This is a genomic window from Pseudomonas sp. LBUM1660, assembly GCF_059695935.1.
The window spans coordinates 412,157-436,839 of the sequence record NZ_CP166795.1 but is presented as its reverse complement, the minus strand read 5'-3'; the positions used below and the strand labels follow the sequence as shown (position 1 = coordinate 436,839).

Sequence of the window (24,683 nt, the reverse complement as noted above, 5' to 3'; positions counted from 1 at the left end):
TTTTATCAGGGTGCCGCTTGTAACATCGCCGGATCGGTCAGCGGTAGAAGCCAGCGCGCCTGCCCGGATTTCAAACCGCCCCGACGCGATCGATCCACCACCCAGCCACGCGCCTCGATCTGCCTGCCCTTCAGCCGTTCAAGCGATGCAACATCGAACTGCCCGAGCAAATTGGGTGCAACGCGCAATACAACCGCGTCCTGCAACTCAATCCAAACCCCGCCGCGATTGCGCTGAACCTTGCTCACGCGACCACTGAGCACGGCAAAACCGGAGGCGTTGATCTGCTCCGCTTTCAGTACAGGCGATTGCCGCCACAGGCCAAGGCCGGCCTGACGGGCGCTGCGTTCGGCGGCTTGCTGGCAGCTGACCAAATCGACATTCGGCGCAACCGCCACTTGAAAACCAAGGCCCTCGGCGAGCATCTGCGCTTCGAGGTTGGCGCCATTGGCGCCATAGACATGGGCCAGCGTGCGACCGTAATGATCTTTGCTCTCTTTACCGGTCAGTAAACCCACACGCCCGTCGCTGGCCGCCACCAGCGCTTCCAGGCGTTTGCGTGCGGCCACGGCGAACGGCTCGTCGGAACGGCCCTGCTTGCCCAGCTCAGGCGTATTCAAGCCGATCATGCGTACACTGCGGCCATCGCTCAGGCGCAGGGTGTCGCCATCCACCACACGTTGCACCGCCACCGAGGTCAGCCCGCTCGGCGCCGGACAGAAGGCCTGGGCACCGGAAAGCCAAATCGCAGACACAAAAAAGGCGCCCGCAAGGGACGCCTTTTTCAACAGCAAGGTAAAGCCCATGGGGCTTTTCAACCTTACTCTGCAGCAGCAGGAGCTTTCTTGCCGAAAGCGCCGAAACGGTCTGCGAAGCGCTGTACACGACCGCCAGTATCCAGAGTCTTCTGCTTACCGGTGTAGAACGGGTGGCACTCGTTGCATACGTCAGTACCCAGTGGCTTGCACAGGTTCGAACGAGTTTCGAACTTGTTGCCGCAGCTGCAAGTTACTTCGATGGTTTCGTACGCTGGATGGATATCGGCTTTCATGGTGTATTCCTCAGGCTAGTGTGCCGCCACTCAACACTATTGTTGAATACCGCACATAATTAGGCCGCGGATTCTACCAGACCTTTGCGATCACGCAAGCTGTCCCTTACACCGACCGTCTGCTAGGCTCCCGGCCTTCTTCACCGTCCCATCATCGAGTAAACCATCGCGTGCCCGACGCCATTTTGCGCCTCGCCCTGCCTTCGCCCCTGCGCCGCCTGTTCGATTACCGTGCCCCGGCCGGGATCTTGCGTGCCCAGTTGCAGCCGGGCATGCGCCTGCGGGTGCCGTTCGGCCGACGGGAGATGATCGGGATTCTGGTGGAGGTGACCGATCACAGCGAAGTGCCGGTAGAAAAGCTCAAGCCGGCGCTGGCCCTGCTAGACGCCACGCCGCCACTGCCACCGGCGCTGTTCAAGCTGTGCCTGTGGACCTCGCAGTATTACCAGCACAGCCTTGGCGACACCTTGAGCTGGGCGCTGCCGGTGTTGCTGCGTCAGGGCGAACTGGCCGAGGCGCGTCAGGAACGCTTCTGGTCCGCCGCGCCCGGTGCCAGCCTGGATGATCCGCGTATCGCCCGTGCGCCGCGCCAGCGCGAAGCCCTGGCCACGCTGGCCCAACATCCCCACGGCGTGGCCCATCAGTTGCTGAGCAAGCTGATGCTGAGCAAGGACAGCCTGGATCTGTTGCTGGCCAAGGACTTGGTGCAGGTGGAAATCCGCAAGCACGCCCCCGGCGCCCGTCACGAACACTGGCTGGCGCAACCGGAGTTGCCGCTCAACCCTGAGCAGCGCGCCGCGTATGAAGCGATTCGCGCCGGGTTCGACAGTTATCACGCGTTCCTGCTGGCCGGCGTTACTGGCAGCGGCAAGACGGAAGTCTATTTACAGCTGATCCGCGAAACCCTCGAAGCCGGCAAGCAGGCGCTGGTGCTGATCCCGGAGATCAACCTCGGCCCGCAGACCCTGGCGCGCTTCGAGCAGCGTTTCAATGCGCGCATCGCGCTGATTCACTCGGCCGTCAACGACCGCGAACGCCTCGAAGCCTGGCTCGCGGCCCGGGATGGCGACGCCGACATCATTATCGGCACCCGTTCGGCGCTGTTCACGCCGATGAAAAACCCTGGCCTGATCATCATCGATGAAGAGCACGACGGCTCCTATAAACAGCAGGAAGGTCTGCGTTACCACGCCCGCGATCTGGCATTGGTGCGCGCGCGACAGGAAAACATCCCGATTGTCCTCGGCTCCGCCACGCCTTCACTGGAAAGCCTGCACAACGCCTACACCGGTCGGTATGGGCTCCTACGACTGAACGAGCGCGCTGGCGGCGCCAAGCAACCGCGATTCCTGCGCCTCGATGTAAAAAGCCGTCCGCTGGACAGCGGTATTTCCGGGCCGATGCAGCAGGCCATCGGTCAGACCCTGGAGGCCGGTCAACAAGTGTTGGTGTTCCTCAACCGTCGCGGTTTTGCGCCGACGCTGCTGTGTCATGACTGCGGCTGGATGTCCGAATGTCAGCGCTGCGATGCGCGGATGACCGTGCACCAGCGCTCCGGCGAATTGCGCTGCCACCATTGCGGCTACGTCGAGCGCGTGCCTCGGCATTGCCCGAAGTGCGGCAAGGTCGATTTGCGGCCGGTGGGTGCCGGCACCGAGCGCGCAGAAGAACGCCTGGCGATTCTGTTCCCGGACGTCCCGGTGCTGCGGGTCGACCGCGACAGCACGTCGCGCAAGGACGCGATGAATCAGCTGTTCGCCACCATCCAGAAAGGCCAGCCTTGCATTCTGGTGGGCACGCAAATGCTCGCCAAAGGACACCACTTTCCACGAGTGACGCTGGTGTCGATTCTCGATGCCGACGGAGGGTTGTTCTCCGGCGACTTCCGCGCCAGCGAGCGCATGGCTCAGTTGATCGTTCAGGTGGCCGGGCGCGCCGGACGGGCGGAAGAGCCGGGCAGAGTGATTATCCAGACGCACCTGGCCGATCATCCGTTGCTGGTGCAATTGACCGAACAAGGCTATTTCGCCTTTGCCGAACAGGCCTTGAGCGAGCGTCGCTCTGCGGGATTGCCGCCGTTTGCGCACTTGGCTTTGCTGCGGGCCGAAGCGCACAAACCGGGACAGGCCGAAGGTTTTCTTGATGAGGCGTGCAGCGAGGCCGAGCGCTTGCTGGCTGAGCAGAATTTGACCGGGATTGAGCTGCTCGGCCCGGTGCCGGCACCGATGGAACGCCGCGCGGGGCGTTATCGTGCGCAGTTGTTGCTGCAGGCCACGGCCCGGGCGCCGTTGCATCGACTGTTAAGCAGTTGGTTGCTGGCGCTGGAGCAGATGCCGAGTGGGCGGGCGGTGCGTTGGTCGCTGGATGTGGATCCCGTCGATTTGTATTGATTGTTCGATCGCCTTCGCGGGCAAGCCTCGCTCCTACAGGGGGCGAGTCGTTTGCCAATATTGTGAACGACACGAACCTGTAGGAGCGAGGCTTGCCCGCGAAGAGGCCCGATTTGTCACCACATATCCATAACCTGCCCGCTATAGTTGGCAAGCCCGTCTTCGCAACGGATAATGCCCAGTTTTTCCACTAGCGCATCGAAGCGCCGCCGCGCTTGCGGTCGAAAGAGAACACCATGAAAGACACCATTCGCCAGCTGATCCAACAAGCCATCACCCAACTCGTCAACGAAGGTGTGTTGCCTGAAGGCCTGTCGCCGGCGATCCAGGTGGAAAACTCCCGTGACAAGAAGAACGGCGACTTCGCCAGCAACATCGCGATGATGCTGGCCAAACCGGCCAGCATGAAGCCACGCGATCTGGCAGAGAAAATCATCGCTGCGCTGCCGGCTGACGAAAACGTCAGCAAGACCGAAATCGCCGGCCCGGGCTTCCTGAATTTCTTCCAGAACACTGATGCCCTGGCCACTCGCCTGGATGCCGCCCTCGCCGACGACCGCATCGGCGTGCGCAAGGCTGGCCCGGTGCAGCGCACCGTCGTCGACCTGTCGGCCCCGAACCTGGCTAAAGAGATGCACGTCGGCCACTTGCGTTCGACCATCATCGGCGACGGCGTGGCACGTGTTCTGGAGTTCCTCGGCGACGATGTCGTCCGTCAGAACCACGTCGGCGACTGGGGCACCCAGTTCGGCATGCTGATGGCTTATCTCCAGGAAAACCCGATCACCAGCGACGAGCTGTCGGACCTGGAAAATTTCTACCGCGCCGCCAAGCAACGCTTCGACGAATCCGAAGAGTTCGCCGATCGCGCCCGCGGCCTGGTGGTCAAGCTGCAAGCCGGCGACCCGGACTGCCTGGCCCTGTGGACCAAGTTCAAAGACATCTCGCTGTCGCACTGCCAGAAAATCTACGAGCTGCTCAACGTCAAACTGACCATGTCCGACGTGATGGGCGAAAGCGCCTATAACGACGATTTGATCAACGTGGTCAACGACCTGAAAGCCGCCGGCATGCTGGTCGAAAGCAACGGCGCGCAATGCGTGTTCCTCGACGAATTCAAGAATGCCGACGGCGACCCGCTGCCGGTGATCATCGTCAAGGCCGATGGCGGCTACCTTTATGCCACCACCGATCTGGCGGCCGTGCGCTATCGCAGCGGCACGCTCAAGGCTGACCGCGCTCTGTACTTCGTCGACCAGCGTCAGGCGCTGCACTTCCAGCAAGTGTTCGCGGTCGCCCGCAAGGCCGGCTTCGTGACGCACCCGATGGAAATGGAACACATGGGCTTCGGCACCATGAACGGCGCCGACGGCCGTCCGTTCAAGACCCGTGATGGCGGCACCGTGAAGCTGATCGACCTGCTGACCGAAGCCCGGGAACGCGCCTACACCCTGGTGAAAGACAAGAACCCTGAGTTGGCCGAAGCGGAATTGCGCAACATCGCCAAGGTCGTGGGCATTGGCGCGGTGAAATACGCCGACCTGTCCAAGCACCGCACCAGCGACTACAGCTTCAACTTCGACCAGATGCTGAACTTCGAAGGCAACACCGCACCGTACCTCCTGTACGCCTACACCCGCGTAGCCGGTGTGTTCCGCAAGCTCGGCAAGGATTTCAGCGAAGTCGAAGGCCAGATCGTCCTCGAAGCGGCGCACGAACACGAATTGGCAGCCAAGCTCGCGCAATTCGGCGAAGTGCTGAATAACGTGTGCGAAAAAGGCACGCCGCACATCCTGTGCACCTACCTGTACGATGTCGCCGGCCTGTTCTCCAGTTTCTACGAGAATTGCCCGATCCTCAGCGCCGACTCCCCGGCGCAAATGCAGAGCCGCCTGCGCCTCGCCGCGCTGACCGGCCGCACTCTCAAGCAAGGCCTGGAACTCTTGGGTCTGGAAACTCTGGAGCGTATGTAAGTTGGCTGCCAAGAAAAAACCTGCACCCAAGCGTGGCGCCAGCCGTTACCAAGCTCCTGCAAAACAACCGATCCCGGGCTGGCTGTGGATGGCCATCGGCCTGACGGTCGGCGCGTTCATCGTGTTCCTGATGAAACTGGAACCGGGCAAGGGCAGCGAGAGCGTCAAGCGCGAGAAGATTGAACAGCAGAAAGCCACCAAGATCGCCGAGGCCAACAAGACCCCGCCGAGCCCGACGCAACCGGTGAAGCCGAAGTACGACTTCTACACCCTGCTGCCGGAATCGGAAGTGATCGTGCCGCCGGATGCCGTGCCGGAGAAAACCCTGCCGACACCACAAGTGCCGGCAGTCCCGACCACGCCGGTCACGCCAGAGCAAGCAGCGAAGATTGATACTGCGCGAGCCCAGGCGGCACTGGCCGGAATCACGCCGCCGCCAGCGCCACCGGTGTCCAAAGCGGCCCCGGTGACGAAGTTCTTCCTCCAGGCCGGTTCGTTCCGCAAGGAGGCTGATGCGGACAAGGTTCGGGCGCAGATCATCCTGCTGGGTCAGGCGGTGGCGGTTGAATCCGGGACAGTCAAAGACGAAACCTGGTATCGGGTGCTGGTCGGGCCGTTCAGCAACCGCGAACAGCTGACCACGGCGCAGAAACAACTGTCCGGCGCCGGCTTCAGCAACCTGTTGTTACAACAACGCCAGAACCGCTAATCCCGTCAGGGACACCGCGTCATCGTTCTTCGCGGGCAAGCCTCGCTCCTACAGGGATCACGCAGAACCTGTAGGAGCGAGGCTTGCCCGCGAAGGCGTCATACCGAACAACACATCCCTCCCCTGCTATACACCGCTCGTCCCCTCTCCCGCCCCGCAGTTGAAAAACGCATCACCACCCCCATATGAGTTGGCATAAGGCATTTTCGCCCCGCTGCGTGGAGACTCTCCCTTGACCACCATCGTTTCAGTTCGCCGCCACGGCAAAGTCGTCATGGGCGGCGACGGCCAGGTTTCTCTCGGCAATACCGTGATGAAAGGCAACGCGAAGAAAGTTCGCCGCCTGTACCACGGTCAAGTAATTGCCGGTTTTGCCGGGGCCACCGCTGACGCCTTCACCCTCTTCGAGCGTTTCGAAGGCCAGCTTGAGAAACATCAGGGCCACCTGGTTCGCGCCGCTGTCGAACTCGCCAAAGAATGGCGCACTGACCGCTCCCTCAGCCGCCTCGAAGCCATGCTCGCGGTCGCCAACAAAGACGCTTCCTTGATCATCACCGGCAACGGCGACGTGGTCGAACCCGAAGAAGGCCTGATCGCCATGGGTTCCGGTGGCGGTTACGCCCAGGCCGCCGCCAGCGCGCTGTTGAAGAAAACCGATCTGTCGGCCCGGGAAATCGTCGAAACCGCCCTCGGCATCGCCGGCGACATCTGCGTATTCACCAACCACACCTTCACCATTGAGGAGCAGGACCTCGCCGAGTAAGCCTGTTTTGGCCACCACGCCACGGCTCACTTTGACCTGAGGACCGCCAATTACTATGTCCATGACTCCCCGTGAAATCGTCCACGAACTCAATCGCCACATCATCGGCCAGGACGATGCCAAGCGCGCCGTCGCCATCGCGCTGCGGAACCGCTGGCGCCGGATGCAGCTGCCCGAAGAGCTGCGCGTTGAAGTCACCCCGAAAAACATCCTGATGATCGGCCCGACCGGTGTCGGTAAAACCGAGATCGCCCGTCGCCTGGCCAAACTCGCCAACGCGCCGTTCATCAAGGTCGAAGCCACCAAGTTCACCGAAGTCGGCTACGTCGGTCGCGACGTCGAATCGATCATTCGTGACTTGGCCGACGCGGCGATCAAGCTGCTGCGCGAACAGGAAATGACCAAGGTTCGCCACCGCGCCGAAGACGCCGCCGAAGAGCGCATCCTCGATGCCCTGCTGCCACCGGCACGCATGGGCTTCAACAATGACGACGCCCCGTCGGCCGACTCCAACACCCGCCAGCTGTTCCGCAAGCGTCTGCGCGAAGGTCAGCTGGATGACAAGGAGATCGAAATCGAAGTCGCCGAAGTGGCGGGCGTCGATATCTCCGCGCCACCGGGCATGGAAGAGATGACCAACCAGTTGCAGAGCCTGTTCGCCAACATGGGCAAGGGCAAAAAGAAAAACCGCAAGCTCAAGGTCAAGGAAGCACTGAAACTGGTGCGTGACGAAGAAGCCGGCCGTCTGGTCAACGATGAAGAGTTGAAGGCCAAGGCACTGGAAGCGGTCGAGCAGCACGGCATCGTGTTCATCGACGAAATCGACAAGGTTGCCAAGCGCGGCAATTCCGGTGGCGTCGACGTGTCCCGCGAAGGCGTGCAGCGTGACTTGCTGCCACTGATCGAAGGCTGCACCGTCAACACCAAACTGGGCATGGTCAAGACCGACCACATCCTGTTCATCGCTTCCGGTGCGTTCCACCTGAGCAAGCCAAGCGACCTGGTGCCTGAGCTGCAAGGTCGCCTGCCGATTCGTGTCGAGCTGAAGGCGCTGACGCCTGAAGATTTCGAACGCATCCTCAGCGAGCCGCACGCCTCGCTCACCGAGCAGTACTGCGCTTTGCTGAAAACCGAAGGCCTGGTCATCGAGTTCCAGCCGGACGGTATCAAACGCATCGCCGAGATCGCCTGGCAGGTCAACGAGAAGACCGAGAACATCGGTGCCCGTCGCCTGCACACCTTGCTTGAGCGTCTGCTCGAAGAAGTGTCGTTCAGCGCCGGCGACCTGGCCAGCGCCCACGACGACAAGGTAATCCTGATCGACGCCGATTACGTCAACAGCCACCTCGGCGAATTGGCGCAGAACGAAGACCTGTCCCGTTATATCCTGTAAGCCAAACTTGTAGGAGCGAAGCTTGCTCGCGAAATCGGTCATTCATTCAACAGACATGTCGACTGACCTGACGCTTTCGCGAGCAAGCTTCGCTCCTACAGGGTTCCATCCATAACGGAACTCAGGTCATGACCCAACTCCCCACCGACATCAAACTGCACAAAGCCTCGAAAACCCTGTCGCTGAAATACGCGTCCGGTGAGGAACATCACCTGCCCGCCGAGTTCTTGCGCGTGCACTCTCCTTCCGCCGAGGTCCAGGGCCACGGCAAACCTATCCTGCAATTTGGCAAGATCGGCGTAGGCCTGACCAAAGTAGAACCGGCCGGTCAGTACGCACTGAAATTGACCTTCGACGACGGCCACGACAGCGGCCTGTTCACTTGGGAATATCTGTACCAGTTGGGAGTGCGCCAAGAGGATCTCTGGAACGATTATCTTGCCGAGCTCAAAGCCGCCGGAAAAACCCGCGATCCCATCGAATCCATCGTCAAGCTGATGCTCTAGGTCAGCCCTCTTGCTCTTTAGAGGGCATTTTCTAATTCCATCTGTTTGAATGCTCCGCTCCTGGGTCAATGATTGGCCCGCTTGCGAAAAAAATTAAACTCGGGTAACCAATGGAGCTGGCAAGTTCCCTGCAGTGCTCTCTGCCGTAAAAAGCAGCGATGCAGAATTAACGGTCACCCGAGCAGAAGTACCTGGCATTGGCTGTGTGATGACACGGCTGGACCCTGGTACTCGTCTCAGGACAATGGAGCGTCGTAGATGAGTAACAAGAATAACGATGACTTGAAGTATCAAGCCTCGGAAAACACCTTGGGGCTGAATCCTGTCGTTGGGCTGCGTGGAAAGGATCTACTGGCGTCTGCTCGAATGGTGCTCAGGCAGGCCATCAAACAACCCATTCACAGTGCCAAGCATGTTGCCCATTTCGGCCTGGAACTGAAGAACGTGCTGTTCGGCAAATCCGAGCTTCAACCGACGAGCGATGACCGTCGCTTCCACGATCCTGCCTGGAGCCAGAACCCGCTCTACAAACGTTATTTGCAAACTTACCTGGCGTGGCGCAAGGAACTCCACGACTGGATCGACGACAGCAATCTGCCGCCCAAAGACGTCAGCCGCGGGCATTTCGTGATCAACCTCATGACCGAAGCCATGGCGCCGACCAACAGTGCGGCCAACCCCGCAGCGGTCAAACGCTTCTTCGAAACCGGCGGCAAAAGCCTGCTCGACGGCCTCTCGCACCTGGCCAAGGATCTGGTACACAACGGCGGCATGCCGAGCCAGGTCAACATGGGCGCGTTCGAAGTCGGCAAAAGCCTGGGCGTGACCGAAGGCGCGGTGGTGTTCCGCAACGACGTGCTGGAGCTGATCCAGTACCGCCCGACCACCGAGCAGGTGCACGAGCGCCCACTGCTGGTGGTGCCGCCGCAGATCAACAAGTTCTATGTATTTGACCTGAGCCCGGACAAGAGTCTGGCGCGGTTCTGCCTGCGCAATCACGTTCAAACCTTCATCGTCAGCTGGCGCAACCCGACCAAGGAGCAACGCGAGTGGGGTCTGTCGACCTACATCGAGGCGCTCAAGGAAGCGGTCGACGTAGTCACCGCGATCACCGGCAGCAAAGACATCAACATGCTCGGCGCCTGCTCCGGCGGCATCACCTGCACTGCGCTGCTGGGCCACTACGCCGCGATCGGCGAGAAGAAGGTCAACGCCCTGACGCTTTTGGTCAGCGTGCTGGACACCACCCTGGACAGCGACGTCGCGCTATTCGTCGACGAGCAGACCCTTGAAGCCGCCAAGCGCCATTCCTATCAGGCCGGTGTGCTGGAAGGCCGCGACATGGCGAAAGTCTTCGCCTGGATGCGCCCCAATGATTTGATCTGGAACTACTGGGTCAACAACTACCTGCTCGGCAACGAGCCGCCGGTGTTCGACATCCTGTTCTGGAACAACGACACCACCCGGTTGCCCGCTGCGTTCCACGGCGACCTGATCGAGATGTTCAAAAGTAACCCACTGATCCGCGCCGATGCACTGGAAGTGTGCGGCACGCCGATCGACCTGAAGCAGGTCACGGCCGACATCTTTTCCCTGGCCGGCACCAACGACCACATTACCCCGTGGAAGTCCTGCTACAAGTCGGCGCAGTTGTTTGGCGGCAAGGTTGAGTTCGTGCTGTCCAGCAGCGGGCATATCCAGAGCATTCTGAACCCGCCGGGCAACCCGAAATCGCGCTACATGACCAGCACGGAGATGCCGGTCAAAGCCGAAGACTGGCAAGAAAATTCCACCAAGCACACTGACTCCTGGTGGCTGTACTGGCAGGCCTGGCAGGCCGAACGTTCGGGCAAGCTGAAGAAGTCTCCGACCAGTCTGGGCAACAAAACCTATACAGCCGGCGAAGCAGCGCCGGGCACTTACGTACACGAGCGGTAACCGACACACCTCGCGCCCTCTGTAGGAGCGAAGCTTGCTCGCGAAAGCGGTCTTTCATTCAACATGGATGTCGACTGACTTGACGCCTTCGCGAGCAAGCTTCGCTCCTACAGGGGACCGGGATAATTCACCCACAGGGCCTGAAGCATGCCGCAACCGTTCATATTCCGTACCGTCGACCTGGATGGCCAGACCCTCCGCACGGCGGTACGCCCCGGCAAGCCTCACTTGACGCCCTTGCTGATTTTCAACGGCATCGGCGCCAACCTGGAGCTGGTGTTTCCGTTCGTCGCAGCACTGGACCCGGACCTGGAAGTCATCGCCTTCGACGTCCCCGGTGTCGGCGGTTCGTCGACGCCGAATCGGCCGTATCGCTTTCCGGGCCTGGCGAAACTCACGGCGCGGATGCTCGACTATCTCGACTACGGACAAGTGAACGTCATCGGCGTTTCCTGGGGGGGTGCCCTCGCCCAGCAGTTCGCATACGACTATCCCGAGCGCTGCAAGAAACTCGTGCTGGCGGCCACGGCGGCCGGCGCGGTGATGGTACCGGGCAAGCCGAAAGTGCTGTGGATGATGGCCAGCCCACGGCGCTACATCCAGCCGTCCCACGTGATTCGCATTGCGCCGATGATCTATGGCGGTTCGTTCCGTCGCGACCCGACCCTGGCGGCCAGCCATGCGGCGAAGGTCCGCTCGGCGGGCAAGCTCGGTTACTACTGGCAGCTGTTCGCCGGGCTCGGCTGGACCAGCATTCACTGGCTGCACAAGATCAATCAGCCGACCCTGGTACTGGCCGGGGACGACGATCCACTGATCCCGCTGATCAACATGCGCGTGCTTGCCTGGCGGATCCCCAATGCCCAGTTGCACATCATCGATGACGGGCATTTGTTTTTGATTACCCGGGCCGAAGCGGTGGCACCGATCATCATGAAATTTCTCGAGGAAGAACGTCAGCGCGCAGTGATGCATCCGCATCCGGCGCCATTGGGCGGTTAACCGTCCCCGGCTTTTGTTAACGAAAAGGGGTCGGCAGGACGCCGCGCCGCGCAACAACCCGTAACAGCGTCTATGGTGTTCTGGTTCGGTGTATATGTATTTGGCCTGAAGACGAAGGAGTGTTGATTCATGCGCGAAAAACCAGCGAGGGACTTTTTACCCACTCCCGCCGCGTTCATCAACGCACAGAGTGCGATTACCGGCCTGCGCGGTCGCGACCTTTTTTCGACCCTGCGCAGCGTTGCCGCCCATGGCTTGCGCAACCCGGTGCACAGTGCCCGCCACGCCTTGAAATTGGGCGGTCAGCTGGGCCGGGTACTGCTGGGTGAAACGCTGCATCCGACCAATCCGCAGGACAGTCGCTTTTCCGACCCGGCGTGGAGCCTCAACCCGTTTTATCGCCGCAGCTTGCAGGCCTACCTGAGCTGGCAGAAACAGGTCAAAAGCTGGATCGACGAAAGCAACATGACACCGGACGATCGCGCTCGCGCCCACTTCGCCTTTGCCTTGCTCAACGACGCCGTGGCGCCGTCCAACACCCTGCTCAATCCGCTGGCGATCAAGGAAATCTTCAATTCCGGCGGCAACAGCCTGGTGCGTGGCATCAGCCATCTGGTCGACGATTTCCTGCACAACGACGGCCTGCCCAGACAAGTCACCAAGCAAGCGTTCGAGGTCGGTAAAACAGTCGCCACCACCACGGGCTCCGTGGTGTTTCGCAACGAACTGCTGGAACTGATCCAGTACAAGCCGATGAGCGAAAAGCAGTATTCCAAGCCGCTGCTGGTGGTGCCGCCGCAGATCAACAAGTACTACATTTTCGACCTGAGCCCGCATAACAGCTTCGTCCAGTTCGCCCTGAAAAACGGCCTGCAGACCTTCATGATCAGCTGGCGCAATCCGGATGTGCGTCATCGCGAATGGGGGCTATCGACGTATGTTGAAGCCGTGGAAGAAGCGATGAATGTCTGCCGTGCGATCACGGGCGCTCGCGAAGTGAACTTGATGGGCGCTTGCGCTGGCGGGCTGACCATCGCCGCGTTGCAAGGCCACTTGCAGGCCAAGCGACAACTGCGGCGGGTGTCCAGCGCGACTTACTTGGTGAGCCTGCTCGACAGTCAGATGGACAGCCCCGCCACCTTGTTCGCCGACGAGCAGACCCTGGAAGCGGCCAAGCGTCACTCCTATCAGAAAGGTGTGCTGGACGGGCGCGACATGGCCAAGGTCTTTGCCTGGATGCGTCCCAACGATTTGATCTGGAGTTACTTCGTCAATAACTACCTGTTGGGCAAGGAGCCTCCAGCGTTCGACATCCTCTACTGGAACAACGACAACACCCGGTTGCCGGCAGCCCTCCATGGTGACCTGCTGGACTTTTTCAAACACAACCCACTGAGCCATCCGGGTGGCCTTGAAGTGTGCGGCACGCCGATCGACTTGCAGAAAGTCACCGTCGACAGCTTCAGCGTGGCCGGCATCAACGACCACATCACGCCGTGGGACGCGGTGTATCGCTCGACACTGCTGCTGGGGGGCGAGCGACGCTTCGTGCTGTCCAACAGCGGTCATGTGCAGAGCATCCTCAACCCGCCGAGCAACCCGAAAGCCAACTTCGTCGAGAGCGCGAAACTGAGCAGCGACCCTCGGGCGTGGTATTACGACGCCAAGCAAGTCGACGGCAGTTGGTGGACCCAATGGCTGAGCTGGATTCAGGAACGCTCAGGGACGCAAAAAGAAACCCACATGGCCCTCGGCAACCAGAACTATCCACCGATGGAGGCGGCACCCGGTACTTACGTGCGTGTGCGCTGACTGACAACGAACCACGGCACACGCCTGCCGTGGCATGACTCGACCATTAAGAAGACTGGATGAAAACCCGCGACCGGATCCTCGAATGTGCCCTGCAGTTGTTCAATCAGAAGGGCGAACCGAACGTCTCCACCATGGAAGTTGCCAACGAAATGGGCATCAGCCCGGGCAACCTCTACTACCACTTCCACGGCAAGGAACCGTTGATTCTCGGATTGTTCGAGCGCTTCCAGGCCGAGCTTGCGCCACTGCTTGATCCGCCGGCCGATGTGGAATTGGCACCGGAAGATTACTGGTTGTTCCTGCACCTGATCGTCGAGCGCCTGGCGCACTATCGGTTCCTGTTCCAGGACCTGTCGAACTTGGCCGGGCGCTTGCCGAAACTGGCCAAGGGCATCCGCAATCTGCTCAATGCGCTGAAGCGCACGCTGGCTTCATTGCTGGCGCGATTGAAGGCTCAGGGGCAGTTGGTCAGCGATACGCAGGCGCTCGGGCAGTTGGTGGAACAGATCACCATGACGCTGCTGTTCTCGCTGGACTATCAGCGGATTCTGGATCGCGAGGGTGAAGTCAGGTTGGTGGTGTATCAGATCATGATGCTGGTGGCGCCGCATTTGCTGTCGCCGATCAAAGTGGCGACCGAGCACCTGGCGCTGCAATACCTCGAAGAACACGACTAACCCCTGAACACCGCTGCCCCTGTGGGAGCTAGCCTGCTAGCGATAGCGATTTATCCGTCGACATTGTTGTTGACTGATGAACCGCTATCGCTAGCAGGCTAGCTCCCACAGGGGCAGCGGTGTTTTCAAGATCGTGCACAAACAAAAACGCCCGACCTTTGCAGGCCGGGCGTTTTCTTGAGCCCTGAAAATCAGGACTGACTGGTTGGCGTCGATGGAGCTGGCGCGACAGTCGGGGTTGCAGCAGGGGTCGGTGCAGCGGCGGAGTTCGACGTGCTGATCGGGGTTGCCGGTTTGGCGGCAGCCACTGCTGGTTTTGGCGCGGCAGCTTTAGGCGCGGCCGGTTTTTTCACTGCGGGCTTCTTCGCTGCGGCAGGTTTTGCCGCTGGCTTGGCTGCCGGTTTAGCGGCAGCTGGTTTGGCAGCGGCTTTGGCAGCGACCGATTTGACCGCTGTCTTGGCTGCTGCAGGTTTGGCGGCGGCAGTTTTAGCAACAGACTTGGCGGCGGACGCGACTTTCGACGCGGCTTTGGCGACCGGTTTAGCAGCAGCTTTGGCCAGTGGCTTGGCTGCGCTTTTGGTTGCTGGTTTAGCTGCCGCAGGTTTGGCCGCTGCGGTTTTCGCCGCAACAGGCGCGACCTTGGCACCGGTCAGGCGCTCGATCTGCTTGGTCAGGGTATCGACCTTGCTGTGCAGCGCTTTCACTTCATTGCGGCTCGGTACACCCAGGCGCGAAATGGCGCTGTTCAGGCGCTTGTCGAAAGCCCCTTCCAGCTCATCCCACTTGCCCAGCGCACGATCTTTCACGCCGCTGATGCGCGACTTGGCCGACGAAGCGGAGTCCTTGGCAGCATCAACTTTCTTGCCGACAGCACTCTTGGTGAGCTTCTCGGCTTTCTCGCCATCTTTAACCAATGTATCGAAGAGCTTGCTGCCGTCAGTGTCGATCTTCGAGTACACGCCTAAACCAGCCAGCCAGATTTTGCGGGAGTAGTCTTCGACTTTCCCGATCCACGAGCTGCCTTCTTTTTCGGTGTTCTTTTTACCAGCCATCCCGTTCTCCTTAAGATTTACGCGCGACGCGTTCGAGCAATGCCGTCAGCTCATCGAGCTTAGCAGAGAGTGTCTCAACGTCATGTTTAGACGGAATGCCGATACGATTCAAGGCACTTGCGACACGCGAGTCAAAAGCCTTCTCGACCTTGTCGAGTTGAACTTCGACCTTGGCTTTGAAAGTGCTCACTTCACTCTTTGCTTCATCGATCTCTGAGTTAGCGGCTTCAAGTTTCTCGGCCACTACTTTTTTGCCTTTGGTTTCAACAGTTTGACCAGCCTTGATCAACTCTTGAAAGTACTCGCTGCCCTCTTGGCCGACCTTGGTGTAGGCCCCCAGGCCTGCCAGCCAGATCTTGCGGGCATAGGTTTTGACATCGCCCAGAGCAGTGGTCGATGCGTCGATTTTTTTCTTCAAAATAACTTTGGCCATGGTGCACCTCACGCGCAGAAGGTTTGAGGAACTGCCCGCGAAAGTGTCGGGCTCATGCACAAAGTAGGGAGAAAAATTAGAAACGGCACCCTAACAACCGCAACATTTGCGTGCCGTGAAACCTATAGGAGCGAGGCTTGCCCGCGAAGGCGTAGTTCCTGCCATAGAAGAAGGAGCGAATGTACCGGCCTCTTCGCGAGCAAGCTTCGCTCCTACAGGTATTAGTCAGACCAACGCTTTATCGAGGGCCTTTTCGATTTCCGATTTGATCATGCCGCTCATGGCCGACATCATCAGGCCCAACTCGACATCGACGCGGATCGAGTCTTCGCTGACATGCACCGCGCCTTTAACGCCGGAGCGTCTGAGGTTCAGCGTGTCACCGGACCACTGCGGCTCCAGGCCATATTGATCGGACAGTTTCTGCGCCAACTGGTCGGCCTTCTCGCGGGCCGCTTCCTTGCCCAGGCCGTGGGCACGTTCAACACTAATACGGGCCATCGAATGACTCCTGCTTTATGAATGCTTTCCTGAAGCATCTTGACCGCTGCTGCGGCAAAACGTCCCGGCGGTTGCCTATCTTACCTTCAGCCTTGCCAAGACAAAGCAGGCCACCGGGATTAGAATGTCCCGCATTCTCTTTTGGTGACAGCGATATGACTGATCAGCGCAAAGGCAGCGATGCCGAACCCACCACTCACTTCGGCTTCAAAAACGTTCCGGAAAGCCAGAAAGCGGAAAAAGTCGCTGAGGTTTTTCACTCGGTAGCCGCCAAGTACGACTTGATGAACGACCTCCTGTCGGGCGGCATGCACCGTCTGTGGAAGCGTTTTGCGATCGAGCTGTCGGGTGTTCGCACCGGTAACCGCGTGCTGGACATCGCCGGCGGCACGGGCGATCTGACCAAGAAGTTCTCGCACCTCGTTGGCCCGACCGGCCAGGTGGTGTTGGCCGACATCAACGAATCCATGCTCAAGGTCGGTCGTGACCGCCTGCTGGATCTGGGTGTGGCCGGCAACGTCGAATTCGTCCAGGCCGATGCGGAAAAACTGCCATTCCCGGACAACCATTTCGACTGCGTGACCATCGCCTTCGGCCTGCGCAACGTCACGCATAAAGAAGACGCCCTGCGTTCGATGCTGCGCGTACTCAAGCCGGGCGGCCGTTTGCTGGTGCTGGAATTCTCCAAGCCAACCAACGCGCTGATGTCCAAAGCCTACGATGCCTACTCGTTCGCCTTCATGCCGCTGATGGGCAAGCTGATCACCAACGACTCGGAAAGCTATCGTTACCTGGCCGAATCGATCCGCATGCACCCGAATCAGGAAACCCTGAAATCGATGATGGTCGAGGCCGGTTTCGACCGCGTGACCTACCACAACATGACCGCAGGCATCGTCGCCCTGCACCGCGGCATCAAACCCTGATGTTGCTGGCCGGCCTGCTCGCCAGCGTTGAACTCGGTCTGAACCGGGTGCTGCGTCTCGACAGCACGGCGCTGCCGCGGCTGGCGCATTTGAGCGGCAGGGTGATTGCGGTCGACTGCCGCAGCCCGGCGTTGCAGGTGTTCATCCTGCCCAGCGACGAAGGCTTGATGCTCGCCTCCCACTGGGAAACCGGCGCTGACTGTACGTTACGCGCACCGGCTTCAAGCCTGTTGAAACTGGCGATGAGCAAGGACAAGACCTCGGTCCTGCATGGCCCTGAAGTCGAGCTCGACGGTGACAGCGGTGTGCTGCTGGAACTGGCGGCGATCCTTCAGGACCTTGAGCTGGACTGGGAGTACGAACTCTCGCGCTGGCTCGGCCCGGTCGCCACGCAACTGGTCAGTGGCCACGTGCGCAGTCGCGCACGCTGGTATCAGCAAGGGTTCGCCAGCCTGAACCAGAACATGGGCGAATACCTGGCCGAAGAATCGCGCACCCTCGTCGGTCAGCGCGAAGCCGAAGCCCGTTTCAGTGAACTGGACCAGATCAAACTCGATCTGGAACGTCTCGAGGCGCGTTTCGAGCGCCTTTCCCGATCCCTCGACCCAAGCGATAACGCATGAAGCTGCTTGCCGTCCGCCGTTTGTTGCGCATCCAGCGCGTTGTGATTCGCTACCGCCTCGATGACCTGTTGTTCGCCCTGCCATTGCCCTGGTTCCTCCTCGCGCTGCGCTATGCGTTGCCGTGGCGCTGGTTCCCGCGCAAGACGCTGGACCTGAGCCGTGGTGCACGCTTGCGCCTGGCGTTGCAGGATCTTGGGCCGATTTTCATCAAGTTCGGGCAGATCCTTTCAACACGCCGCGACCTGCTGCCAGGAGACATCGCCGATGAGCTGATGAAGCTGCAGGACCGCGTGCCGCCGTTCGACTCGCAGGTGTCGGTCAACCTGATCGAAGAGCAGCTCGGCAAAAAGATCAGTGAAGTGTTCAGCCGTTTCGACGTTGAACCGCTGGCCTCGGCCTCGGTGGCGCAGGTGCATGCCGCGCAACTGAAGACCGGCGAAGAAGTGGTGGTGAAGGTGATCCGCCCGGGCCTGAAACCGATTATCAAACAGGACCTGGCATGGCTGTTCATCCTCGCCCGCGCCGCCGAAAAGCTCTCGGCCGATGCACGCCTGCTGCACCCGGTGGATGTGGTTCTGGACTACGAAAAAACCATCTACGACGAACTCGACCTGCTGCGCGAAGCGGCCAATGCCAGCCAGTTGAAGCGCAACTTCGAAGGCTCGCCGCTGCTGTACGTGCCGCAGGTCTACTGGGACTGGTGCCGGCCGAAAGTGCTGGTGATGGAGCGTATCTACGGCATTCAGGTCACCGACCTTGCGACCCTGGCCGACCAGCGCACCGACATGAAAATGCTCGCCGAACGCGGTGTGGAAATCTTCTTCACCCAAGTGTTCCGCGACAGTTTTTTCCACGCCGACATGCACCCCGGCAACATCTTCGTCAGCACCGTGAACCCATGGAGCCCGCAATACATCGCGATTGACTGCGGCATCGTCGGCAGCCTGACCCCGGAAGACCAGGATTACCTGGCGCGCAACCTGTTCGCGTTCTTCAAACGCGATTACCGGCGCGTCGCCCAACTGCACATCGATTCGGGCTGGGTACCGGCGGAAACCAAACTCAACGAATTCGAAGCAGCGATCCGCACCGTGTGCGAGCCCATCTTCGAAAAACCGTTAAAGGATATTTCGTTCGGTCAGGTGCTGATGCGCCTGTTCCAGACCGCACGACGCTTCAACATGGAAGTACAGCCACAGCTCGTGTTGCTGCAAAAAACCCTGCTGAATATCGAAGGCCTGGGCCGTCAGCTGTACCCGGACCTGGACCTGTGGAACACCGCACAACCCTTCCTCGAACGCTGGATGCGCGAGCGCGTCAGCCCCAAAACCTTGCTCGGCAACGTACAGAGCCAGTTCGAACAGATTCCGCACCTGGCCAACATGGCCCGTGACCTGCTCGAACGCATGTCCCAGCCCCATGCCAACGACCCACCGCCACCGTGGCACAAGCGCAGGGATGACTGGTTCCTGCGACTGCTCGGCACTGCGCACCTGGCTGGCGGTGCCGTACTCGCGGCGGGTGGGCCGTTGAACGAACTGGGTCACTGGCCGGCCGGAATCATGATGGCGGTCGGTTTGTATCTGGTCGTTCGCCGATAGCCAGCGCCTTCGCACGCTGGCACACTGTTTGAACGCTTGGGTTCTGCTCATGAAGTGTGGAACCCGCTGTCGGAGTCGAAGATGAAAAACTGGCTGGACGAGATCAAGTGGGACGCAGACGGCTTGGTGCCGGCGATTGCCCAGGATCACAAGACCGGGCGCGTCCTGATGATGGCCTGGATGAACCGCGAATCACTGGAACTGAGCGCTGCCGAGAACCGCGCCATTTACTGGTCACGTTCCCGTGGCAAGCTATGGCGCAAGGGCGAGGAGTCCGGCCACGTGCAAACGCTGCATGAAATGCGCCTGGACTGTGACGCCGACGTGATCATTCTGATGGTCGAGCAGATCGGCGACATCGCCTGCCATACCGGCCGCCAGAGTTGCTTCTACCGTGTCTTCGAGAACGGCGACTGGAAAACCGTCGACCCGGTTCTGAAAGACCCGCACGCCATCTATTCCGCAGGACACAGCCATGAGTGACACATTGACCCGACTGGCCGAGGTGCTAGAGGAGCGCAAAGGCGCCGCCGCCGACAGCTCGTATGTCGCCAGCCTGTACCACAAGGGCCTGAACAAGATTCTGGAAAAAGTCGGCGAAGAGTCGGTCGAAACCATCATTGCCGCCAAGGATGCCGCCATCAGCGGTGACTGCAGCGATGTGATCTACGAGACCGCCGATCTGTGGTTCCACAGCATGGTCATGCTCGCCCAACTGGGGCAGCATCCACAGGCTGTACTCGATGAACTGGACCGTCGTTTCGGTCTGTCCGGACACGCCGAGAAAGCCTCGCGCCCGTCCGCCTGAATAACTATTAGAGAGGAGCAGCAACATGGGCATTTTTGACTGGAAACACTGGATCGTCATCCTGGTTGTTGTCGTGCTGGTGTTTGGCACCAAGAAACTGAAAAACCTCGGCACCGACGTCGGCGAATCGATCAAGGGCTTCAAGAAAGCCATGAACGATGATGACAAGCCGGTTGACCCAACGGTGACCCCGGCCCAACCGGTTCCACCTGCTCAGCCACAGACCACACAGTCCGTGAACCAGCCGCACACCATCGACGTGCAGGCGCAAAAAGTCGAAGAGCCGATCCGCAAAGACGTGTGAGCACTGACTAATGTTTGGTATCAGCTTCTCTGAACTGCTGCTCGTCGGCCTTGTGGCCCTGCTGGTGCTGGGTCCCGAGCGTCTGCCGGGCGCTGCGCGCACCGCCGGCCTGTGGGTCGGCCGTCTGAAGCGCAGCTTCAACGCGATCAAACAGGAAGTTGAACGTGAAATCGGTGCCGACGAGATTCGTCGGCAACTGCACAACGAGCACATCCTGTCGCTGGAACAGGAGGCGCGGAAGATCTTCACGCCGACCCAACAGGAAGCCACACCGGTTCAGCCGGTTGAACCGGTGGCGGAGCAGACGATTCATGCTCCCGCCGCCAAGCCAGCACCTGTTGTCGCGGCTGTAGAACCTGCGCCCGTTGTTGCAACGCCACCGGTTGAACCTGCCACGCCTGCGGCTGTGCCAGTTGCGCCGGCCCCTCATGACCCAACACTGCCGCCGCGAGCCCCATGAGCGATCTTCCTGAAAACGACCAGCACATGCCGCTGGTTTCGCACCTCACCGAGTTGCGTACCCGCCTGCTGCGTTGCGTAGCGGCGATCTTCATCATCTTCGCCGGGTTGTTTGCCTTCACCCAGCAGATCTACACCTTCGTCTCCACGCCGCTACGTCAATACCTGCCCGTGGGCGCGACGATGATCGCCACCGATGTTTCGTCGCCGTTCCTGACGCCGCTGAAGCTGACCATGATGGTCTCGCTGTTCCTGGCGATCCCGGTGATCCTGCATCAGATCTGGGGCTTCATCGCGCCGGGCCTCTACAAACATGAGAAGCGCATCGCCGTGCCGCTGCTGGTGTCCAGCATCATGCTGTTCTACGCCGGCATGGCGTTCGCCTATTACCTGGTGTTCCCGCTGATCTTCAAATTCTTCGCCGCCGCCACCCCGGCCGGCGTGGAAATGATGACCGACATCAGCAGCTACCTCGACTTCGTCATGACGCTGTTCTTTGCCTTCGGCGTGGCGTTCGAGATCCCGGTGGCCGTGGTGCTGCTGGTGTGGATCGGCGTGGTCGACGTCCAATACCTGAGGAAAATCCGCCCCTACGTGATCATCGGCTGCTTCGTGGTCGGCATGATCCTGACACCACCGGACATCTTTTCGCAGACGCTGTTGGCCGTACCGATGTGGCTGCTGTTCGAAATCGGCATCCTGTTCGGCGGCCTTATCAGCAAGCGCGGCGACCATCCTGACGATCAGCCGGACAACCAGCCGGTCGACGATCACAACGACCAGCCGCCAGCGACCCAGCCGTGAACCTGCTGCTCCTCGAGGAGGCCGATTTCATTGCGGCGGACCGGGTGATCCTGCGTGATCGCCGGTTGACGCACATGCAGGAAGTCCACCGTTGTGAAGTGGGGGACAGCATGCGCGTCGGGCGTATCGGCGGGCTAATGGGCTCGGCCGAAGTGCTGCGCCTGGACGCTGATGAAGCCGAACTGCGCGTCACCCTTGACCAGCCGCCACCGACCAAGCTGCCACTGACACTGATATTGGCCCTGCCACGGCCGAAAATGCTGCGCAGGGTGTTTCAGACCGTGGCAGCCATGGGTGTGCCACGAATCATTCTGGTGAACAGCTATCGCGTCGAGAAGAGCTTCTGGCAAACGCCGTTTCTGGAGCCAGAGGCGATTCGCGAGCAATTGATCCTCGGCCTGGAACAGGCTCGGGACAGCGTGCTACCGGAAATAGTCATCGAAAAACGCTTCAAGCCGTTCGTCGAAGATCGGCTGCCGGCCATTTCCGAAGGTACGCTCGGTCTGGTGGGTCACCCGGGCAATTACCCGCCCTGCCCTCGCGGCCTGAATGAACCGGTGACCTTGGCCATCGGCCCCGAAGGCGGCTGGATCCCTTACGAAATCGACCTGCTGGCCAAGTCCGGCCTGCAACCGGTACAACTCGGCGAGCGCATCTTGCGCGTCGAAACCGCCGTCACCGCGCTGCTCGCCCGGCTCTTTTAAGATCAAACACGGTCACTGTGGCGAGGGAGCTTGCTCCCGCTTGGGCGCGCAGCGGCCACCGCTTTTTTCCTGCAAAACCGTATCAGCCTGATTTGCGACTGCTTCGCAGCCGAACGGGAGCAAGCTCCCTCGCCACAGGGATTTACTCGACCCGAATACCGCGTTGCGCCTACAGATTCCCGGGCACCTGCCGATATAGCCCCCATAAAACCAATGAGTGGTCCGAGGGAGTAGCAGCATGTACCGTTGGCTAGCCGAGAGTCTGGGAAATGTAAGCGTCAATCGCAAACTGGGGATCGGTTTCGGTCTGGTGCTGCTGCTAACGCTGCTGATCACCTTCACTGGCTGGACCGGCCTGACGGGCGTGATGAGCCGTGGCGACAAGCTGGGGTTCATTGCCAGCCTCAACGACCTGACCAAAGACCTGCGCCTGGCCCGTCGGGACTACGAAATGCGCCGAGGCGAACAAGGCCCGGGCGCCGTCAACGATCTGTTGAGCCAACTCGACGCGGGCCTGCAAACCGCGCGCAAGTTGATCGAACAGCCGTCTGACGTGGCGATGATCGACCAGCAATTGGCCGCCGTCAGCCAGTACAAACAAGCCTTCATCGCGATGACCCAGGCCGGCGCCAACCGCGAAGACGCCCGCAGCAAACTGGGCGCGACCGCCGACAACGCCGTGGCCCGCGTCGCCGAAGTCGAAAAATCCATGCTGCAAGGCGACAGCGTCGCCGACTTCAACAGCGTGATCGACCTGAGCAAACTGATTCAGCAGGCACGCTTCCAAGTGCGCGGCTACACCTACAGCGGCAAGACCGAGGCCGAGCAACCTGCTCTGGACGCCATCGACAACGCCCTGAAGAACCTCGAAAGCCTGCCATCCAAACTGCCGGAACAGCACATCGCCAACCTGCAACAGGCCACCGATTCGCTCAAAGCCTACCGCGCCGCCGTCAGCCAGTTCCGCGACTCGCAAGTGGCTAGCGCCGCCGCCCTCAAGCGCATGGCCGAGCAAGGCGATACCTTGCTCGACGTGAGCAAAAAACTCACCGTGTCACAAACCATCGTCCGCGACACCGACGCCGCACACGCCAAGAACCTGCTGCTGATGGCGACTGTTCTGGCCCTGGCGTTTGGCTTGCTGGCGGCATGGGCGATCACTCGCCAGATCGTGATCCCGCTGAATCAGACCCTCAAAGTGGCCGAGCGCGTGGCGGCGGGCGACCTGACGCAAAACCTTGTTTCCGAGCGTCGCGACGAATTGGGCCAGCTCCAGCGCGCCATGCAGAGCATGACCCTAGGCCTGCGCGAACTGATCGGCGGGATCAGCGATGGCGTTACACAAATCGCCAGCGCCGCCGAAGAACTGTCCGCGGTCACCGAGCAGACCAGTGCCGGGGTCAACAGCCAGAAGATCGAGACCGACCAGGTGGCCACGGCAATGAACGAGATGACGGCCACCGTGCAGGAAGTCGCGCGCAACGCCGAAGAAGCCTCCGAAGCCGCCGTCGCCGCCGATCAGCAGGCCCGCGAAGGTGACAAAGTGGTTGGCGAAGCCATCGCTCAGATCGAGCGCCTGGCCCTCGAAGTTGGCAATTCCACGGCGGCCATGGGCGATCTGAAACGCGAGAGCGACAAGATCGGCAGCGTGCTGGACGTGATCAAATCCGTGGCCCAACAAACCAACCTGTTGGCACTCAACGCTGCGATTGAAGCCGCCCGTGCCGGTGAGGCCGGACGCGGTTTCGCGGTGGTCGCCGATGAAGTCCGTAGTTTGGCCCAGCGCACCCAGAAGTCCACCGAGGAAATCGAAGAGCTGATCGTCGGCCTGCAAGCCGGCACCCAGCAAGTGGCCACCATCATGGACAACAGCCGCACCCTGACCGACAGCAGCGTCGAACTGACCCGCCGCGCCGGTAGCTCGCTGGAGAGCATCACCCGCACCGTGTCGGCGATTCAGTCGATGAACCAGCAGATTGCCGCCGCTGCCGAGCAGCAAACCGCGGTGGCCGAGGAGATCAACCGGAGCGTGCTGAACGTGCGCGATGTGTCCGAGCAGACCTCGGCAGCCAGTGAAGAGACCGCGGCCTCCAGCGTTGAGCTGGCGCGGTTGGGGACGCATCTGCAGATGTTGGTGGGGCGGTTCAAGGTTTGAAACCGAGGTGATGCCTTCGCGGGCAAGCCTCGCGCCTACAGGGCTTTGTGTATCGCTCGATTGAGCCACGACACAATACTGTAGGAGCGAGGCTTG

Annotated in this window: 25 protein-coding genes; 20 read left to right on the top strand and 5 right to left on the bottom strand. The window is 60.5% G+C overall.

Annotated features, from left to right (window positions below):
* Positions 1 to 5 precede the first annotated feature (5 nt).
* Both ACA068_RS02120 and rpmE read right to left on the bottom strand, forming a co-directional pair.
* Positions 6 to 806 carry a thermonuclease family protein gene (locus tag ACA068_RS02120; protein WP_497307239.1) on the bottom strand — a complete coding sequence of 267 codons (801 nt, stop codon included), beginning with the start codon at positions 804 to 806 and terminating at the stop codon, positions 6 to 8.
* 14 nt (positions 807 to 820) lie between these two features.
* On the bottom strand, positions 821 to 1,051 hold the full coding sequence (gene rpmE, locus ACA068_RS02115; protein ID WP_008080648.1) for a 50S ribosomal protein L31: 231 nt from the start codon (positions 1,049 to 1,051) through the stop codon (positions 821 to 823).
* A 170-nt stretch (positions 1,052 to 1,221) separates the two neighbouring features.
* Between rpmE and ACA068_RS02110 the strand changes: the two genes are divergently transcribed.
* The 10 genes from ACA068_RS02110 to ACA068_RS02065 all read left to right on the top strand — a co-directional run bounded on the left by ACA068_RS02110 (position 1,222) and on the right by ACA068_RS02065 (position 14,217).
* Positions 1,222 to 3,441, top strand: coding sequence for a primosomal protein N' (locus ACA068_RS02110; protein WP_497307237.1), 2,220 nt, complete (start codon positions 1,222 to 1,224; stop codon positions 3,439 to 3,441).
* A 236-nt stretch (positions 3,442 to 3,677) separates the two neighbouring features.
* Entirely contained in the window at positions 3,678 to 5,414 is a 1,737-nt protein-coding gene (argS, locus tag ACA068_RS02105; RefSeq protein ID WP_497307235.1) for an arginine--tRNA ligase, read from the top strand.
* 1 nt (position 5,415) lies between these two features.
* The gene (locus tag ACA068_RS02100; protein ID WP_219093402.1) at positions 5,416 to 6,123 is read left to right on the top strand and encodes an SPOR domain-containing protein; all 708 of its coding nucleotides are present in this window, start codon (positions 5,416 to 5,418) and stop codon (positions 6,121 to 6,123) included.
* A 232-nt stretch (positions 6,124 to 6,355) separates the two neighbouring features.
* The gene (hslV, locus tag ACA068_RS02095; protein ID WP_007899242.1) at positions 6,356 to 6,886 is read left to right on the top strand and encodes an ATP-dependent protease subunit HslV; all 531 of its coding nucleotides are present in this window, start codon (positions 6,356 to 6,358) and stop codon (positions 6,884 to 6,886) included.
* Between the two features lie 55 nt (positions 6,887 to 6,941).
* Positions 6,942 to 8,279 carry an ATP-dependent protease ATPase subunit HslU gene (gene hslU, locus ACA068_RS02090; RefSeq protein WP_497307233.1) on the top strand — a complete coding sequence of 446 codons (1,338 nt, stop codon included), beginning with the start codon at positions 6,942 to 6,944 and terminating at the stop codon, positions 8,277 to 8,279.
* Positions 8,280 to 8,407: 128 nt separating this feature from the next.
* The gene (locus tag ACA068_RS02085; protein ID WP_497307232.1) at positions 8,408 to 8,785 is read left to right on the top strand and encodes a gamma-butyrobetaine hydroxylase family protein; all 378 of its coding nucleotides are present in this window, start codon (positions 8,408 to 8,410) and stop codon (positions 8,783 to 8,785) included.
* A gap of 258 nt (positions 8,786 to 9,043) precedes the next feature.
* Positions 9,044 to 10,723, top strand: a complete 1,680-nt coding sequence (phaC, locus tag ACA068_RS02080; protein WP_497307230.1) for a class II poly(R)-hydroxyalkanoic acid synthase — start codon at positions 9,044 to 9,046, stop codon at positions 10,721 to 10,723.
* Positions 10,724 to 10,870: 147 nt separating this feature from the next.
* On the top strand, positions 10,871 to 11,725 hold the full coding sequence (phaZ, locus tag ACA068_RS02075; RefSeq protein ID WP_219093393.1) for a poly(3-hydroxyalkanoate) depolymerase: 855 nt from the start codon (positions 10,871 to 10,873) through the stop codon (positions 11,723 to 11,725).
* A 129-nt stretch (positions 11,726 to 11,854) separates the two neighbouring features.
* Complete coding sequence (phaC, locus tag ACA068_RS02070; protein ID WP_497307228.1) at positions 11,855 to 13,537, top strand: class II poly(R)-hydroxyalkanoic acid synthase; 1,683 nt, start codon at positions 11,855 to 11,857, stop codon at positions 13,535 to 13,537.
* A 59-nt stretch (positions 13,538 to 13,596) separates the two neighbouring features.
* The gene (locus ACA068_RS02065) at positions 13,597 to 14,217 is read left to right on the top strand and encodes a TetR/AcrR family transcriptional regulator (protein ID WP_497307226.1); all 621 of its coding nucleotides are present in this window, start codon (positions 13,597 to 13,599) and stop codon (positions 14,215 to 14,217) included.
* Positions 14,218 to 14,408: 191 nt separating this feature from the next.
* Here the strand turns inward: ACA068_RS02065 and ACA068_RS02060 are convergent, their stop codons facing one another.
* From ACA068_RS02060 to ACA068_RS02050, 3 genes are all read right to left on the bottom strand, one after another.
* Positions 14,409 to 15,269: a phasin family protein gene (locus tag ACA068_RS02060; RefSeq protein ID WP_497307224.1), complete on the bottom strand. Its 861-nt coding sequence runs from the start codon at positions 15,267 to 15,269 to the stop codon at positions 14,409 to 14,411.
* A gap of 10 nt (positions 15,270 to 15,279) precedes the next feature.
* The gene (locus ACA068_RS02055; protein WP_497307222.1) at positions 15,280 to 15,702 is read right to left on the bottom strand and encodes a phasin family protein; all 423 of its coding nucleotides are present in this window, start codon (positions 15,700 to 15,702) and stop codon (positions 15,280 to 15,282) included.
* 225 nt (positions 15,703 to 15,927) lie between these two features.
* The gene (locus ACA068_RS02050) at positions 15,928 to 16,203 is read right to left on the bottom strand and encodes a polyhydroxyalkanoic acid system family protein (RefSeq protein ID WP_497307220.1); all 276 of its coding nucleotides are present in this window, start codon (positions 16,201 to 16,203) and stop codon (positions 15,928 to 15,930) included.
* Between the two features lie 155 nt (positions 16,204 to 16,358).
* Between ACA068_RS02050 and ubiE the strand changes: the two genes are divergently transcribed.
* The 10 genes from ubiE (at position 16,359) to ACA068_RS02000 (ending at position 24,587) form a co-directional block, all read left to right on the top strand.
* Positions 16,359 to 17,129: a bifunctional demethylmenaquinone methyltransferase/2-methoxy-6-polyprenyl-1,4-benzoquinol methylase UbiE gene (gene ubiE / locus ACA068_RS02045; RefSeq protein ID WP_007948968.1), complete on the top strand. Its 771-nt coding sequence runs from the start codon at positions 16,359 to 16,361 to the stop codon at positions 17,127 to 17,129.
* A complete protein-coding gene (locus tag ACA068_RS02040; protein ID WP_497307218.1) occupies positions 17,129 to 17,752 on the top strand; it encodes a ubiquinone biosynthesis accessory factor UbiJ in 624 nt (207 codons plus the stop codon). The genes ubiE and ACA068_RS02040 overlap by 1 nt, the downstream gene beginning before the upstream one ends.
* Positions 17,749 to 19,353 (top strand): ubiquinone biosynthesis regulatory protein kinase UbiB, encoded by a 1,605-nt coding sequence (gene ubiB, locus ACA068_RS02035; protein ID WP_497307216.1) that lies wholly within the window; start codon positions 17,749 to 17,751, stop codon positions 19,351 to 19,353. Before ACA068_RS02040 ends, ubiB begins: the two co-directional genes overlap by 4 nt.
* An 81-nt stretch (positions 19,354 to 19,434) precedes the next feature.
* Entirely contained in the window at positions 19,435 to 19,836 is a 402-nt protein-coding gene (gene hisI, locus ACA068_RS02030; protein ID WP_010464478.1) for a phosphoribosyl-AMP cyclohydrolase, read from the top strand.
* Complete coding sequence (locus ACA068_RS02025) at positions 19,829 to 20,161, top strand: phosphoribosyl-ATP diphosphatase (protein WP_008047820.1); 333 nt, start codon at positions 19,829 to 19,831, stop codon at positions 20,159 to 20,161. The genes hisI and ACA068_RS02025 overlap by 8 nt, the downstream gene beginning before the upstream one ends.
* Before the next feature lie 25 nt (positions 20,162 to 20,186).
* Positions 20,187 to 20,465 (top strand): twin-arginine translocase TatA/TatE family subunit, encoded by a 279-nt coding sequence (locus ACA068_RS02020; protein WP_497307213.1) that lies wholly within the window; start codon positions 20,187 to 20,189, stop codon positions 20,463 to 20,465.
* A 10-nt stretch (positions 20,466 to 20,475) separates the two neighbouring features.
* A complete protein-coding gene (gene tatB, locus ACA068_RS02015) occupies positions 20,476 to 20,925 on the top strand; it encodes a Sec-independent protein translocase protein TatB (protein ID WP_497307212.1) in 450 nt (149 codons plus the stop codon).
* A complete protein-coding gene (gene tatC, locus ACA068_RS02010; protein ID WP_497307210.1) occupies positions 20,922 to 21,728 on the top strand; it encodes a twin-arginine translocase subunit TatC in 807 nt (268 codons plus the stop codon). Before tatB ends, tatC begins: the two co-directional genes overlap by 4 nt.
* On the top strand, positions 21,725 to 22,432 hold the full coding sequence (locus ACA068_RS02005) for a 16S rRNA (uracil(1498)-N(3))-methyltransferase (RefSeq protein ID WP_497307209.1): 708 nt from the start codon (positions 21,725 to 21,727) through the stop codon (positions 22,430 to 22,432). The genes tatC and ACA068_RS02005 overlap by 4 nt, the downstream gene beginning before the upstream one ends.
* Positions 22,433 to 22,670: 238 nt before the next feature.
* Positions 22,671 to 24,587, top strand: a complete 1,917-nt coding sequence (locus tag ACA068_RS02000) for a methyl-accepting chemotaxis protein (protein ID WP_497307207.1) — start codon at positions 22,671 to 22,673, stop codon at positions 24,585 to 24,587.
* The last annotated feature ends 96 nt before the right edge of the window (positions 24,588 to 24,683 follow it).

Excerpts from the sequence above, each read along its gene's own strand:
- ACA068_RS02120 (WP_497307239.1), bottom strand. The coding sequence starts at position 806 with ATGGGCTTTACCTTGCTGTTGAAAAAGGCGTCCCTTGCGGGCGCCTTT.
- rpmE (WP_008080648.1), bottom strand. The coding sequence starts at position 1,051 with ATGAAAGCCGATATCCATCCAGCGTACGAAACCATCGAAGTAACTTGC.
- argS (WP_497307235.1), top strand. The coding sequence starts at position 3,678 with ATGAAAGACACCATTCGCCAGCTGATCCAACAAGCCATCACCCAACTC.
- hslU (WP_497307233.1), top strand. The coding sequence starts at position 6,942 with ATGTCCATGACTCCCCGTGAAATCGTCCACGAACTCAATCGCCACATC.
- ACA068_RS02085 (WP_497307232.1), top strand. The coding sequence starts at position 8,408 with ATGACCCAACTCCCCACCGACATCAAACTGCACAAAGCCTCGAAAACC.
- phaC (WP_497307230.1), top strand. The coding sequence starts at position 9,044 with ATGAGTAACAAGAATAACGATGACTTGAAGTATCAAGCCTCGGAAAAC.
- phaZ (WP_219093393.1), top strand. The coding sequence starts at position 10,871 with ATGCCGCAACCGTTCATATTCCGTACCGTCGACCTGGATGGCCAGACC.
- phaC (WP_497307228.1), top strand. The coding sequence starts at position 11,855 with ATGCGCGAAAAACCAGCGAGGGACTTTTTACCCACTCCCGCCGCGTTC.
- ACA068_RS02065 (WP_497307226.1), top strand. The coding sequence starts at position 13,597 with ATGAAAACCCGCGACCGGATCCTCGAATGTGCCCTGCAGTTGTTCAAT.
- ACA068_RS02060 (WP_497307224.1), bottom strand. The coding sequence starts at position 15,269 with ATGGCTGGTAAAAAGAACACCGAAAAAGAAGGCAGCTCGTGGATCGGG.
- ACA068_RS02055 (WP_497307222.1), bottom strand. The coding sequence starts at position 15,702 with ATGGCCAAAGTTATTTTGAAGAAAAAAATCGACGCATCGACCACTGCT.
- ACA068_RS02050 (WP_497307220.1), bottom strand. The coding sequence starts at position 16,203 with ATGGCCCGTATTAGTGTTGAACGTGCCCACGGCCTGGGCAAGGAAGCG.
- ubiE (WP_007948968.1), top strand. The coding sequence starts at position 16,359 with ATGACTGATCAGCGCAAAGGCAGCGATGCCGAACCCACCACTCACTTC.
- ACA068_RS02040 (WP_497307218.1), top strand. The coding sequence starts at position 17,129 with ATGTTGCTGGCCGGCCTGCTCGCCAGCGTTGAACTCGGTCTGAACCGG.
- ubiB (WP_497307216.1), top strand. The coding sequence starts at position 17,749 with ATGAAGCTGCTTGCCGTCCGCCGTTTGTTGCGCATCCAGCGCGTTGTG.
- hisI (WP_010464478.1), top strand. The coding sequence starts at position 19,435 with ATGAAAAACTGGCTGGACGAGATCAAGTGGGACGCAGACGGCTTGGTG.
- ACA068_RS02025 (WP_008047820.1), top strand. The coding sequence starts at position 19,829 with ATGAGTGACACATTGACCCGACTGGCCGAGGTGCTAGAGGAGCGCAAA.
- ACA068_RS02020 (WP_497307213.1), top strand. The coding sequence starts at position 20,187 with ATGGGCATTTTTGACTGGAAACACTGGATCGTCATCCTGGTTGTTGTC.
- tatB (WP_497307212.1), top strand. The coding sequence starts at position 20,476 with ATGTTTGGTATCAGCTTCTCTGAACTGCTGCTCGTCGGCCTTGTGGCC.
- tatC (WP_497307210.1), top strand. The coding sequence starts at position 20,922 with ATGAGCGATCTTCCTGAAAACGACCAGCACATGCCGCTGGTTTCGCAC.
- ACA068_RS02000 (WP_497307207.1), top strand. The coding sequence starts at position 22,671 with ATGTACCGTTGGCTAGCCGAGAGTCTGGGAAATGTAAGCGTCAATCGC.